The following is a 14,419-nucleotide window of genomic DNA, read 5'->3' on the forward strand; positions in this document are numbered from 1 at the left end:
TCGCGCTCCTTGCGATGATGATCGGTCGGAACCAGTGTGTCACAAGGCCGGCTCCGATGGCGTCCGCATCGGCGCGTGCCCTCCTGCGCCAGCTGGACGACCAGCTAGTCGCGTGCACGACGGGCGCCGAACCCGCTCAGGCAATCGCCGAACGGTTGCGACATCGTCGCTTCATCGCCCGGCCCGATCCGCGGCAGGGTGAAGCGGTGCCGGCACTGCGGACCGGGCAACGCCGCAGCGACGAGCACGTAGTCGGCATCGTCCCGCACGGTCAGCTTGACGAGGCTCGCATTGCCGTCGACCTGCCCCAGCGATGCGCCGCGGAAGCGGATGTCGGAACGGTCGGCGCCGGGCTGCGTCTCCACCGGCCCGAAGCGGGTGGCGACGTTCGTGTGTTCGTCGGCCGCGGCGCACCAGGACTGCGTGGACGCGACGAGTGCAGCGACAAAAACCGGAAGAACAAACGCCCGCACGGGGCGGGCGCTATGGTAGAGAAGGCGGCGAAGGCGGAGGCCAGCGCGATGCGGCGAGGCCTTACGCCGTACCGCCGACGGTCACGCCGTCGATGCGCAAGGTCGGCTGGCCCACGCCCACCGGGACGCTCTGGCCTTCCTTGCCGCACACGCCCACGCCCGAGTCCAGGCGCATGTCGTTGCCGATCATCGAGATGCGGTTCATCGTGTCCGGACCGTTGCCGATCAGGGTCGCGCCCTTCACCGGGTACGTCACTTTACCGTCCTCGATCATGTAGGCCTCGCTGGCCGAGAACACGAACTTGCCGTTCGTGATGTCGACCTGGCCGCCGCCGAAGTTCACCGCGTACAGGCCGTTCTTGACCGAAGCCAGGATCTCGGCCGGGTCCTTGTCGCCGGCCAGCATGTACGTGTTCGTCATGCGCGGCATCGGCAGGTGGGCGAACGATTCGCGGCGCGCATTGCCCGTCACCGGCATCTTCATCAGGCGCGCGTTCATCGTGTCCTGGATATAGCCCTTCAGGATGCCGTCTTCGATCAAGGTCGTGCACTGGGTCGGGTTGCCCTCGTCGTCCATGTTCAGCGACCCGCGGCGGTCCTGCAGCGTGCCGTCGTCGACGACGGTCACGCCCTTCGCGGCGACGCGCTGGCCGATCATGCCGGCATACGCGGACGAGCCCTTGCGGTTGAAGTCGCCTTCGAGGCCGTGGCCGACGGCTTCGTGCAGCAGCACGCCGGGCCAGCCAGGGCCGAGCACGATGGTCATCGGACCGGCCGGGGCCGGACGCGCTTCCAGGTTCACGAGAGCCGACTGCACGGCTTCGCTGGCGTATTTCTCCAGCAGTTCGTCGCTGAAATAGTTGTAATCGTAACGGCCGCCGCCGCCCGACGAGCCCATCTCGCGCCGGCCGTTCTGCTCGGCGATGACGGTGACGGACACGCGTACGAGCGGACGGATGTCGGCCGCCAGCACGCCGTCGCTGCGCACGACGAGCACGACGTCGTACTCGCCGGCCAGGCCGGCCATCACCTGCACGACGCGCGGGTCTTTTGCACGCGCGATCTTTTCGACACGCTCCAGCAGCGCAACTTTCGCGGTGGCGTCGAGCGAGGCCAGCGGGTCATGCGGCAGGTACAGCGAGCGGCCGCCGGACGGCTGGACGTTCGCTGCAACCTTCACGCGGCCGGCGCCCGCGCGGGCGATCGTGCGCGTGGCCGCGGCGGCGTCCAGCAGGGCGGCCTGCGAAATTTCGTCGGAGTAAGCGAAAGCGGTCTTGTCGCCCGACACGGCACGCACGCCGACGCCCTGGTCGATCGAAAAACTGCCGCTCTTGACGATGCCCTCTTCCAGGCTCCAGCCTTCGCTCTTGGTGAACTGGAAATACAGGTCGGCATAGTCGACCTTGTGCGTGAACATGGTCCCCAGCGTCGTGATCAGCTTGCCTTCGTCGAGGCCGAATGGCGTCAACAGGACGTCGCGCGCGACAGCGAGGGAGGAGAGATTCGGTTCGAATGGAGTCATTGCGTCAGGTCTTTCTGATAGGGATGGGGCATTGTGCCATACCTTAAAGTTTGCGGTGTTTCAGTGCCGGCAAACTCTCGCGCACCTTCGCGATGTAGCCGGGATCGATCGCGCCGCTGACGACGCCCTCGCCTTCCGGCAACACGTCCTTCACCTCGCCCCACGGGTCGATCAGCATGCTGTGGCCGAACGTGCGGCGGCCGTTCACGTGCGTGCCGCCTTGTGCGGAGGCCAGCACGTAGCACTGGTTTTCGATGGCGCGGGCGCGCAGCAGCACTTCCCAGTGGGCGAGGCCCGTCGTGTGCGTGAACGCGGCCGGCACGACGATCAACGCGCAATCGCCCATCGCGCGGAACAGTTCCGGGAAGCGCAGGTCGTAGCAGATGGCCAGGCCGACCTTGCCGAACGGCGCGTCGAAGCCGCCGACCGTCTCGCCCGGTACGATGGTGCGGGCCTCGTCGTACGATTCGCTGCCTTTATTAAAACCGAACAAGTGGATCTTGTCGTAGCGGCCGACATGTTGCCCGGCCGGATCGTAGACGAGCGTCGTGTTCAGCACGCGCCCGGCGTCGCCGGACACGAGGGGCAAGGTGCCGCCGATGAGCCAGATGCCATGCTCGCGCGCCTGTCCGGCCAGGAAATCCTGGATGGGGCCGTGGCCCGGCTGTTCCGCGCGGGCGACCTTGTCCGTGTCCGTCATGCCCATGATGGGCCAGTATTCCGGCAGCGTGACCAGTTGCGCGCCGCGCGCGGCGGCGTCCGCGATCAAACGGCGCGCGGTGGCAATGTTCTCGTCCACGTTGGGCGTGGACACCATCTGTACGGCAGCGACGATCGTCTTCATTTGCTTCCCTTCTTGTCCTTGTTGCGGTCCTGCGCGGCCGCTTTCTCGGCGGCGGCGTTCACGGCCGGCGAATTGTCCAGCTTGACGATGTGCGGCGACTTCCACGGTCCCGTCACCTGCATGTGGTAAGTCAGCGCCTTCATGACGGGCGCGCGCAGGAACAGCTGGGCCAGGAAGCTGCCGAGGCCGATCACGGGGTTCACCGCGAGGCCGTACACGAGCGAGCTGGTGCCGAGATTGAATTCCGGGATCACGACGACGTGCAGGTTCGTCGATTCGTGCGCGATGTCGGCCGTGCCGTCCATCAGCACCGTCGCCGCCACGCCATGCATCTTGAGATTGTCCGTGCGCACGACGCCGCGTGTGATCATCGCGTTCGCCGTGATGCCGTCGAAGGCGAGGCCTTCCGAGAACACGTCGTGGAAGTCGAGCTTCAGCATGCGCGGCAGCATCTGCAGGCTCAGCACGCCCAACAGCTTCGCGGCACCAGGATCCTGCTTGAGGAATTGGCCATCCTCGACATTCATCTGGATCTGGCCCGACAGGCTCGGAATGTCGAGCGAGTACGGCAGGCCGGCCCAGGAGATGTCGCCGGACAGCGAGCCCTTGCCGTGGCGCAGCGTCTCCGGGAAGCCCAGGCGATCCAGCAGGCGGCCGGCGTCGCTGATGTCGAGCGTGAAATTGAGCGCCGTGTTGCTCTTGCCGTCGCGCGTGAGCCAGCGGCCGTTCGCCTTCAGCTGGCCGTCCGGATTCGTCAGCGCCAGCTTTTCGATGCGCCATTCGCGTCCGGCCAGCGCCTGCGCATTGCTGGCCACGAGTTCCAGGCGGCCGAACTGCTTGTTGAACAGCTCGAAGCGGTCGGCCACGATGTCGAGGGCCGGGATGCTGGCGCTGGCGCCCTTGTTCGATTCGAGCAGGTCCTTGACTTCGTTCGCGGACGATTCCGGGATCACGAGCGACGCCAGGCGCGCCGTCACCTTGCCCAGGCCCTGGCCCGATTCGGCCCACGTGACGTAGCCGACGACCTGGCGCGAATCGATGCTGGCCTGCCACGTATTGTTCTGGTGCGTGGCGCCGACGACGACGTCGCGCAGCGCCCGCTCGCCGATGATCAGTTCGCCGGCACGGGCGGCCACGATGTCAGGCACGACGTACTGGGCCATGCCGCCGCCGGTTTCAGTGGACGCAGCCGGCGCCGCCTCGCCCGGCCCGGCGATGTCGGCCGCCGCGGCAAGCCAGCGGTCGACGTTCAGCGCTTTCATGTTCACGTTGATCATCATGCCGCTGTCCGGCTCGGGCGCCGGCACGTTGACGCCGATGCCGCCCCGCTTGACGATCCACGGGCCGTGGGGCTGGCGCTCGCGCACGTATTTCGCGGCGGCGATATTGCCCAGCTGGATGCGGATGTCGTCGTGGCCGACGCCGTCCGTCCCCGTCGGCTGGCCCGTGAGGACGAAGTGCAGCGGCAGCGCGTCCGGGGCGGGCTTGTTCAGCGGCGCCGGCAGTTCGATGCCGAGGCCGGCCAGGTTGGTGTCGAGGATGATCTGGGTCTGGCGGTCCTTCACCGTGACGGTGCCGCCGAAGCGCGCGCCGCCGGACAGTTTATTGCCCAGGCGCTGCAGCGCCGGCAGGGAACGCGTCTGGCGCATGCCCTCGGCCGTGGCGCTGCCGGCCATGCGGATCTGGATGCTGCCGTCGCGCTGGGTGCCGCCGGACAATTGCAGCGGCCCGCCGAGGAAGCTGGCGCCCACGCCGTTCAGGTTCACGCCGTGTTCGGAAAACTCGATGCGGCCCAGCGCGGCCTCGATCGGCGGCAGGTCGGGGAACAGCACGACCTCGTTGTTCTGCAATTGCAGCGCGCCCTGCACCTTCGCATCGTGCAGGCTGGCGAGCGGCAGGTGCAGCTTCAGGCCCAGCTTCGCCGGGCCGGTCCCCTTGGTGTCCTCGGTGAAATGGCCGATCCATTCGAGCACGGGGCTGGCCGCCACGTAGTGCAGGAACTCGGGCAGCGGGCCGGCGGCCGTGCCGTCGATGTCGAGCATCATCTCGTGGATGCCCAGCTCGGGGATCACGGCCTTCACGTTCGACAGGGCGATGCCCTGCGTGCGTGCCGTGTCGGCGTGGATGTCCATGCGGGCGCGGTCGAACACGATGGACCCGTCGATGTTTTCCAGCAGCGGCCACAGCGGCGTCTTGCCGTCCGCCGCCTTGTGGCTGGGCGCGTACTCGAGCTTGCCGTCTTCGATGCGGCCGCCGACGCGGAACTCGCCCTTGGCGCGCTGCACGGCATTCTCGGCGCGGAACGGGAAGTGAGCCAGGTCGCCGCGCAGGCGCAGGCGCGCGTCGTGCAGCATGCCGCCCTGGAGCGCACCCGTCAGCCATTCGCGCAGGCCTTCCGGCGTCGCGAGCGGCAGCCAGCGGCCGATGCTGCCGATCTCGAAATTGTCGACCGTGCCCGTGAAGTCGGCATTGCCCGGCCCCTGGCCGGCTTTCAACGACAGCACGTGGCGGCCCGTCAAGCTCGCCTTCAGCGCGCCCTGGGTCAGGTTCAGGCTGTCGACGTCGACGGCCAGCTGCTCGTCCGCCAGCTGCGTCCAGCGTGCGTGCAGCGCAAATTGATCGAACGGCATTTCCGGATCGGCGAACCAGGCCGGCAGCGCCAGCACGAGCTTGTCGGAATCGATGTCGACGCTGCCGCCATGGTCGCTCGCGTCGATGCGGCCCGACAGATTCCTGAAACCCGGCAGCGCGGGGCGCGCGGGCTGGGCCGGGTGACCATCGGTTGCGGCGAGCTCGGCGCGCGCCGCCAGCGGATTCATGCCGAGGTTCTCGACGTCGCCGCGCGCACGGTAGCCGGTGATGTGCGGGAAGCGGCCCTGCCATTCGACGTCGGCGTCGTTGATGCGGCCGCGCGGCGCCAGTTCCGTCAGCAGCTGGCGGTGCGCCGGCGCGATGGGCAGTTGCACGGCCAGCGCAGCCAGCGCGCCCACGTCCAGCTGTTCGGCGCGCACTTCGAACCGTTCCGGCTGGGTGCGCGTGGCGGGGCGCCACGACTCGTTCAGGGTGGCCGGCGGCAGCACGACGCCGCCTTCCGTGACGACGGAGAAATTTTCCAGGCCGATCGCATGGCCCAGCGCGCCGAAGGTCGGCTTGCCGTCGTCCACGTTCGGCGCGATGGTCTCGCTGGCCGACAGCCGGCCCGCTACGCGCGACAGGGCCAGCGGCGGCGTGTCCGGGCCGAGGCGCGCGCTGACGCCGGCCAGCGCCAGGTCGGCCGTGAACCCGGCCAGGCGGGCGTGGTCGAAGTCGAGCCAGGCGCGCACGGAGCCGCGGCCTTCCTGCAGGGTGAACGGATAATCGACGTACTGCTTCCAGGCGGCGAGGTCGGTGTTGCGCAGGTCGGCATACACCTGGCCTTTCCAGCGCCTTGCATCGGACGGCTTGGCGCCGAACGGCGGGTGGGAGAAGCGCGCGCGCAGGTCGAGCGGGTCGCCCGCGCCCGCCGGCGGCGCGGCCTTCAGGGCGAAGCGGTGCGTGGTCCAGCGGTTCTGCAGCACGAGCGTCACGTCCGACAGCGCGAGCGTGGGCGCGGCGCGCAGTTCGTCCGTCCACGTCAGGCGGCCTTCGCGGATCACGACCTCGTGCTGGCGCAGCAGCCAGTCGGCGCCGCCGCCCTCTTCCTTTTTATTGGGATCGATGCGCACGCCCGCGACGGCGATGATGCCGTCCGCACCGCGCCGCACGTCCAGTTCCGGCCGGTTGATTTCCAGCGCCTCGAACCGGGGTTCGGCCGCCACCACGGACCACCACGACACGGTGGCGGACACGGACGGCAGCGCCAGCAGCTGGCGCCCGGCGCGGTCGTGCAGGCGCAGGTCGCCCAGGTACAGGTTCGGGCGCAGGCCGCGCCACGATGCGTAGACGCGCGCGATGGTCACCTGGTTGCCCAGCGCGCGGCTGGCGGCCTTTTCGATGTCGGGCTTGTAGTAATCGATGTTCGGCAGGACTGCGTAGCGCAGCACCAGGAACAGCACCGTGAACGCGAAGTAGACGAGCAGGACGGCCTTGATCGTGAAGCCGAGCACATGATGCGACGCGAGGTTCGCATAGCGGTAGCAGGCACGCGCGCGGGCCCAGCGCTCCACCAGCGGCAGCGCGTGCGTCTGGGGGTGCGCCTGCTCATGCGCGTTGGGCTCGCGCTGCGCCTGCGGTTCCGGGTTGTGCATCAATAGCGTCAAAAGACTCGCCGAGTTGTTAATCTGTAAATAAAAGAGAGCGCTTGCAACATCCGCGGCGTCTACCTTAACATCGTGCTGACCCAGGGCAGCATGGCGGGCAATTTTACCCCATAGCAAGCGTCCCGAAACGCACAACTCGTCTGGAATTCGCCTCATGCTCCATGCTTTCCCTTTCCAAGCTTCTTCGCAGTCGGCCGCGCAGATGTCGCGCTATTACCAACGCTGGCTCGCCGCCGATCCGGCCCGTGCCGGGCGCGTCGATACCCTGTCCGCATTATCGCTGGCCTCCCTCGATTTCGGCGCAGCGCTGGCGACCGAGGCCGCTTCTGGTCCCGACGGCACGGTCCTGCCGACAACGCGGGCCATGCGCCGGCTGCGCAACCTGCTCATCTGCACCATCATCCGGCGCGACCTCGACGGCCAGGCCGACCTGGACGAAGTCGTGACCGCCATGAGCCGCTTCGCCGATTTCGCCGTCCAGACCCATCTGGCCGAGCTGATGGCGGAGATGACCGCGCTGCACGGCGAGCCGGTCGGCGCCGATTCCGGCCGTCCCCAGCAGATGATGGTGCTGGCGATGGGCAAGCACGGCGGCGGCGAACTGAACGTCTCGTCGGACATCGACCTCATCTTCGTCTACCCCGAGGACGGCGATACGAAAGCCGGCCCCGGCCAGAAATCCCTGTCCAACCACGAATTCTTCGTGCGCCTGGGCCGCAAGCTGATCGCCGCGCTGTCCGAAGTCACCGAGGACGGTTTTACGTTCCGCGTAGATATGGCACTGCGTCCAAACGGCAAGTCGGGCCCGCTCGTGGCGAGCCTGAACATGGTCGAGGACTACCTGATCGTACAGGGGCGCGAATGGGAACGTTATGCGTGGGTCAAGGCGCGCGCGGTCACCGGCGATCCGGCCGACATCGCGGCCCTCGACGCCATCGTGCGGCCGTTCGTGTTCCGGCGCTATCTCGACTTCGGCGTGATCGACGCGATCCGCACCATGCACGCCCAGATCCGCGCCGAGGTCAACCGCCAGGAGCGCCTGCATCCGGAGCGCAACCAGAACGTCAAGCTGGGCCGCGGCGGCATCCGCGAGATCGAATTCCTCGCGCAAGTGTTTCAATTGATCCGCGGCGGCCGCGACCCGGCGCTGCGCGAGCGTTCCACGCGCAAGACCTTGCGCCTGCTGGCCGAGCGCGAACTGCTGGCTGCGGACACGGTCGAGCAATTGCTTGAAGCTTATACATTCCTGCGCAACCTGGAGCACCGCCTCCAATACCTGGAAGATGCCCAGACGCACACGATGCCCGTCGCGCCGGAGGATCGCAACACCGTCGCGCGCATGATGGGCATGGCCGACGAGGCCGAACTGCTGGCCCGGCTGGACGCGTGGCGCGCGTTCGTCGCCGCCCAGTTCGACGCGATCTTCGCCGACAAGGCGGCAGGCAGCGAGCCCGTCGACCCGGACGCGCTGCTGACCGATCCGGACAACCGCGACGCCATCGCCGACCGCCTCGCGAGCCTCGGCTTCGACGACCCGCAGGCCGGCGCGAACCGCCTGGTCGCCACATGGCAGGCGCCCAAGCTGCAGACGTTGCCGGAAGCGAGCCGCCACCGCCTCGTCGCCCTCGTCAACACGGCGCTGACGCAGATCCCGAACGTCGTCGCGCAGGCGGGTGCCGGCAGCCACGCGGCCACGCTGGGCCGTTTGCTCGATTTCTTCGAAGCCATTGCACGCCGCTCAGCGTACCTGTCGCTGCTGACGGAATATCCGCACACGCTGGAGCGGGTGCTCCGCATGATCAACGCGTCCGGCTGGGCCGCCACGTTCCTCACCCAGCACCCGATCCTGCTGGACGAGCTGCTGGACGACCGCGGCAACGCGGCCGAGGATCTGCCTTCGCTGGCGGCGAGCCTCGCGGCCCAGCTCGACGCGGCCACGGGCGATACCGAGCGCCAGCTCGACATCCTGCGCGAAGCCCACCACGCCCAGATGTTCCGCCTGCTGGCGCTGGATCTCGCCGGAGAACTGTCCGTCGAACGCCTGGCCGACCACCTGTCCGCGCTGGCCGACCTGATCGTGTGCGAGGTCGTGCGCCGCGCCTGGCGCACGATCGCGTCCCGCCACGTGGAAGTGCCGCGCTTCGCCGTGATCGCCTACGGCAAGCTGGGCGGCAAGGAACTGGGCTATGTGTCCGACCTGGACGTCATCTTCCTGTTCGACGACGACGACGACATGGCGCCCTCGAACTACGCCAAGCTGGCCCAGCGCTTCATCACGTGGATGACGACGCATACGCCGGCCGGCATCCTGTTCGACATCGACACGGCGCTGCGGCCGGACGGCGCGTCCGGCATGCTCGTGTCGTCCGTGGGGGCGTTCGAACGCTACCAGCAATCCTCCGCGTGGCTGTGGGAGCACCAGGCCCTCACGCGCGCCCGCTTCTGCGCGGGCGACACCGGCATCGGCGCCCGCTTCGAGGCGATCCGCGAACAGGTGCTGCGCCAGGACCGCTCGGGCCGCGAAGCCGAACTGCGCGAGGAAGTCGTCAAGATGCGCCAGCGCATGCGCGACGCGCACCCGCCCCGCGACGAACGTTTCGACCTGAAGCACGACGAAGGCGGCATGATCGACATCGAATTCATCGTGCAATACCTCGTGCTGCGCCATGCGGCCGCGTATCCGCAACTGACGGCGAACGTCGGCAACATCGCGTTGCTGAAACTGTGCGGCACGCTGGGCCTCATCGACATGGGCCTGGCCGATGGCGCCGCCGTGGCGTACCGCGCCATGCGCAAATTGCAGCACCAGGTCCGCCTGCAGGGCCAGGAAAATGCTCGCGTGGAACGCAGCCTCGTCGCGAAACATGCCGATGTCGTCGTCCGGCTGTGGCACGACTGCTTCCACGTCTGACGCTATCCCGAGCGTATTATTTCGCTCGGGAATTTGCTATTCCTTAACTTTTCCTCGCGAACATATTTACGGCTTGATTCTCGTCAATACATAAGCCACCGGTATGACTAACGTTGCGTGATCTGCAGCAATGTCTAAATCGGAGACTCAATGTCACAACGAAAGAGAATCGCATTGGCCGTGCCCCTGGCGTCGCGCTACTTCAGCGGCGCACCCGTCGACCCGCAGTTGCCGATCGATCCCCTGTCTACGTGCGCGACAACCAGTCGTTCTGACCTTTCAAGAAATTTTGCCTGTTGTACAAATGTAACAGTTTAAAAGGCGTGCAAATCCTCTTGCACCAATCTGATGCATTCCTGCCGTAAAAGAATGTTGCACCTATTTCAGCTATCTGTAGGGGGTTCTACGCCCAAACTGATGCTTTCGGCATAGATTCATGTCTGTACACAATATTTGTTGCCGTAAATATGGGCAACTCCATTGATTTTATTGTAATTACGCAAACCCGCAACACCCACAAATATGCACCCTTGAACATTGACAGGCTGCCACGGTGGATGCTTCCATTGCCAGCTTGAAAAAAAATGTTAACCACATTGCTTTCAAAACAGTCGCTTTGCAGCGACGGCCTCACACGGCTGCTGCTACCCAGTTCGCCGTGCCCTAACCTAGGAGTTTTGTAACCATGATGGAAAAAGTCTTGTCCCGCTCGATCCGCCTGATCTGCCTCGGCGGCGTCGCGCTCGGGATGCAAGCGGCTTACGCGCAAGAGACCCAATCGGCGCCCCTGCAGCGCGTCGAAGTGACCGGCTCGCGCATCCGCCAGGTCGACGTGGAAACGGCACAACCGATCCAGGTCATGACCCAGGAACAGATTCAAAAGACGGGTCTCGTGACCGTCGGTGACATCCTGAACCAATTGTCTTCCGCCGGTACGCCGGACTTCGACCGCGGCGGTTCGCTGACGTCGAACCGTGAAAACGGCGGCCAGTACATCAGCCTGCGCAACCTCGGCTCGAACCGCCTGCTGGTCCTGGTGGACGGCAAGCGCTGGACCCAGTCCGTCGACGGCTATACCGACATGTCGACCATCCCGTCGGCCATGATCGAGCGCATCGAAGTCCTGAAGGACGGCGCCTCGTCGATCTACGGCTCGGACGCGATCTCGGGCGTGGTCAACATCATCCTGAAGAAGCGCATGGATGGTGGCCAGCTGAGCATCTACAGCGGCGCCAACGACAAGGCCGACGGCCGCGCGAAGGACTTCTCGCTGACCTACGGCGCCAGCTCCGACAAGGCGTCGCTGATGGTCGGCCTGTCGCACACCGAACAGGGCACCGTGTGGGCCCGCGACCGCGACATCACCAAATACCCGAAGGGCCCGGCTCACCCGACCGCCGGCCTGGGCGCGGGCCCGTGGGCTGAAGTCCTGCCGGCCAACGGCGATGCCTTCGACTACGTGCTGAACCACACCGGCGGCGCCGGCGGCAACGGCATGGGCACGGGCTCGGATCCGCGCAACACGGCCAACTACCACGACTGGAAGAGCAGCATCGTCGAGGACAAGTTCAACAGCGCCTCGCAGATGATGTTCCAGATGCCGAACCGCCTGGACACGCTGTTCACCAAGGGCACGCTGGAACTGCCGTACAACATGCAGCTGAGCACGACCGCGATGTATTCGCAGCGCCAGTCGTCCGCGCAGGTCGCAGGCTACCCGCTGCGCAGCGATGCACAGCCGAGCTACCCGGTCTACATCGACAAGGACAACTACTACAACCCGTTCGGTGAAGACCTGTACTTCATCCGCCGCACCGTCGAAGTGCCGCGCGTGACGGAAAACACCAACAACACGTTCCACGTCGACACCACCCTGTCGGGCAACTTCGACTGGCAAGGCAAGGCCTGGAACTGGGACGTGGGCTACAACCACAGCGCCGTCCGCGGCACGACCATGGGCACCGGCAACGTCAACCTGCTGAACCTGAAGAAGGCTCTCGGTCCGTCGTTCCTGAACGCCAGCGGCGTCGTCCAGTGCGGCACCGCGGCCTCGCCGATCCCGCTGGCGGAATGCAAGCCGTTCAACATCATCGCCGGTCCGGGCGCAGCCAACAAGGAAACCCTGGACTACGTGATGTCGACCGGCCAGGCCACCTATGGCTCGACCATCAACAGCGCGACCGCCAACATCAGCGGCGAACTGCTGCAGCTGCCGGCAGGCATGCTGGGCGTGGCAGGCGGCGTCGAACACCGCGAAGTACGCGGCTACGACATCCCGGGCCAGTTCGAACAATCGGGCTACTCGACCGACCTGGCCGGCAACTCGACCATCGGCAAGTACTCGGTGCGTGAAGCCTACCTCGAAACGAACATCCCGATCCTGAAGGGTGTGCGCTTCGCGGAGCTGCTGAGCGTCGACCTGGCAACCCGCTACTCGGACTACAGCAACTTCGGCAACACCCACAACAGCAAAGCCAGCTTCATGTGGAAGCCGATCAAGGACGTGCTGGTGCGCGGCACGTGGGCACAGGGCTTCCGCGCTCCGACCGTGGGCGACACGTTCGGCGGCGGCCAGCAGACCTACGACACGTACATGGACCCGTGCGACAGCCTGTACGGCCAGCGCGGCACGCCGGGCGTCGATGCACGCTGCACGGCGCAAGGCGCACGTCCGGGCTTCCGCCAGACCGACCAGACCAACACCCCGATCACCGACGCGGGCGGCGCACAGAGCGCCAACCCGTTCATGTCGGGCGCCGGCAACGCCTCGCTGCAGCCGGAACGCGCCAAGACGAAGACCTTCGGCTTCGTCTACAGCCCGGCCTTCCTGCCGGGTCTGTCGGGCTCGCTGGACTGGTACAACATCCGTGTCGACAACCTGATCACCGGCATCTCGGCCACCCAGGTCGCCGAATACTGCTACGTGCAGGGTGTCCAGTCGTTCTGCAACGCGATCAAGCGTGACCCGATCACCGGCCAGATCACGAACCTCTCGCGCGGCAACGCCAACCTGGGCGCGCTGGAAACCGAAGGCTACGACCTGTCGTTCGCCTACCGCTTCAAGCGTGGTGCCTATGGCGCCTTCGGCGTGCGTTCGGACTCGACCTTCGTGACCAAGTACCGCACCAAGGCCGACAACACGGCCGACTGGGAAAGCTCGCTGGGCGAATACGACGGCAGCGGCGGCGTCGCCTACTACCGCGTGAAGTCGAACGTCGCGCTGGACTGGAGCCTGGGCAACTGGAGCGCCACCTGGACGGCCCGCTACTTCGGCGCGATGCGCGACAAGTGCTACAGCAGCACCGTGGAATGCTCGACCCCGCAAGGTCACGCCAACTGGGGTACCGGCTACAACAAGAAGGGCGCGATGGTCTACAACGACGTGAGCGTCGCCTACAAGACCTCGTGGAAAGGCCAGATCATGGTCGGCGCCAACAACATCTTCGACAAGGAACCGCGTACCACCGTGCTGGGTGCGTCGTCCTCGTCGGCTGTGGACGCCAACCTGCCGATCGACCGCTTCATCTACGTGCGTTACAACCAGGCCTTCTGATCACGCAAGTGACAGCCTGAACAATGCCCGCCGGGTTCGCCTGGCGGGCATTTTTTTTCGTGCATCGGCTATCATGAGCGATCGGTGCACACTCAACGAACCATGCCTATCAAACTCAAGACTGACAAAGACATCGCCAAGATGCGCGTCTCCGGCCGCCTGGCGGCCGAGGTGCTGGAAATGATCGCGGAATACGTCGTCCCCGGCGTCTCCACGGAAGAACTCGACCGCCGCTGCAATGAATACATCCGCAAGGTGCAGAAGGCCACGCCCGCCAACGTCGGCTACCACGGCTTTCCGAAGACCCTGTGCACGTCCGTGAACAGCGTCGTCTGCCACGGCATCCCCTCCCCCGCCGAGATCCTGCAGGACGGCGACATCGTCAACATCGACGTCACCGTGATCAAGGACGGCTGGCATGGCGACACGAGCCGCATGTACTTCGTCGGCACCCCAAGCCCGGAGGCAAGGAAACTCGTCGACACGACGTACGATGCCATGATGGCCGGCATCCGCGCCGTGCGCCCGGGCGCGCGCCTGGGCGACGTGGGCCATGCGATCCAGAAGCTGGCGGAAGCCCAGGGCTATTCCGTCGTGCGCGAATACTGCGGCCACGGCATCGGCAAGGTCTATCACGAAGACCCGCAGGTGCTGCACTACGGCCGCCCCAACACGGGCATGCTCATCAAGGAAGGCATGACCTTCACCGTCGAGCCGATGATCAACCTGGGCGAGGCCGACGTCGAACAGCTCGACGACGGCTGGACCGTCGTGACGCGCGACCGGTCGTTGTCCGCGCAGTGGGAACACATGATCGCGGTGACGAAGAACGGCTTCGAGATCCTGACGCCCTGGCCGAAGACGAAATAAAAAAACGC

General features: G+C 66.1%; 7 protein-coding genes. 3 read left to right on the forward strand and 4 right to left on the reverse strand.

From position 1 onward, the window contains the following. Positions 1–104 precede the first annotated feature (104 nt). From ACEN9G_RS06135 to ACEN9G_RS06150, 4 genes are all read right to left on the reverse strand, one after another. Positions 105–473: a hypothetical protein gene (locus tag ACEN9G_RS06135; RefSeq protein ID WP_413340471.1), complete on the reverse strand. Its 369-nt coding sequence runs from the start codon at positions 471–473 to the stop codon at positions 105–107. 61 nt (positions 474–534) lie between these two features. Further along, a complete protein-coding gene (gene tldD, locus ACEN9G_RS06140) occupies positions 535–1,995 on the reverse strand; it encodes a metalloprotease TldD (RefSeq protein ID WP_056123277.1) in 1,461 nt (486 codons plus the stop codon). 43 nt (positions 1,996–2,038) lie between these two features. Then, positions 2,039–2,839, reverse strand: a complete 801-nt coding sequence (locus ACEN9G_RS06145) for a carbon-nitrogen hydrolase family protein (protein WP_413340468.1) — start codon at positions 2,837–2,839, stop codon at positions 2,039–2,041. Then, positions 2,836–7,065, reverse strand: coding sequence for a YhdP family protein (locus ACEN9G_RS06150; RefSeq protein WP_483126497.1), 4,230 nt, complete (start codon positions 7,063–7,065; stop codon positions 2,836–2,838). The genes ACEN9G_RS06145 and ACEN9G_RS06150 overlap by 4 nt, the downstream gene beginning before the upstream one ends. Before the next feature lie 166 nt (positions 7,066–7,231). Here ACEN9G_RS06150 and glnE point away from each other — a divergent pair, with 166 nt between their 5' ends. The 3 genes from glnE (at position 7,232) to map (ending at position 14,411) form a co-directional block, all read left to right on the forward strand. After that, entirely contained in the window at positions 7,232–9,988 is a 2,757-nt protein-coding gene (gene glnE / locus ACEN9G_RS06155) for a bifunctional [glutamate--ammonia ligase]-adenylyl-L-tyrosine phosphorylase/[glutamate--ammonia-ligase] adenylyltransferase (RefSeq protein WP_413340622.1), read from the forward strand. 685 nt (positions 9,989–10,673) lie between these two features. Further along, positions 10,674–13,541, forward strand: coding sequence for a TonB-dependent receptor plug domain-containing protein (locus tag ACEN9G_RS06160; RefSeq protein WP_483126498.1), 2,868 nt, complete (start codon positions 10,674–10,676; stop codon positions 13,539–13,541). Positions 13,542–13,643: 102 nt separating this feature from the next. Beyond that, entirely contained in the window at positions 13,644–14,411 is a 768-nt protein-coding gene (map, locus tag ACEN9G_RS06165) for a type I methionyl aminopeptidase (protein ID WP_413340618.1), read from the forward strand. Positions 14,412–14,419: the final 8 nt, after the last annotated feature.

The sequence above is a fragment of the Massilia sp. Masssp94 genome (assembly GCF_059491305.1).

What these genes read in the sequence shown, in the direction of transcription:
- ACEN9G_RS06145 (WP_413340468.1), bottom strand. Translation starts at nt 2,839, where the DNA reads ATGAAGACGATCGTCGCTGCCGTACAGATGGTGTCCACGCCCAACGTG.
- tldD (WP_056123277.1), bottom strand. Translation starts at nt 1,995, where the DNA reads ATGACTCCATTCGAACCGAATCTCTCCTCCCTCGCTGTCGCGCGCGAC.
- ACEN9G_RS06160 (WP_483126498.1), top strand. Translation starts at nt 10,674, where the DNA reads ATGATGGAAAAAGTCTTGTCCCGCTCGATCCGCCTGATCTGCCTCGGC.
- map (WP_413340618.1), top strand. Translation starts at nt 13,644, where the DNA reads ATGCCTATCAAACTCAAGACTGACAAAGACATCGCCAAGATGCGCGTC.
- ACEN9G_RS06150 (WP_483126497.1), bottom strand. Translation starts at nt 7,065, where the DNA reads ATGCACAACCCGGAACCGCAGGCGCAGCGCGAGCCCAACGCGCATGAG.
- glnE (WP_413340622.1), top strand. Translation starts at nt 7,232, where the DNA reads ATGCTCCATGCTTTCCCTTTCCAAGCTTCTTCGCAGTCGGCCGCGCAG.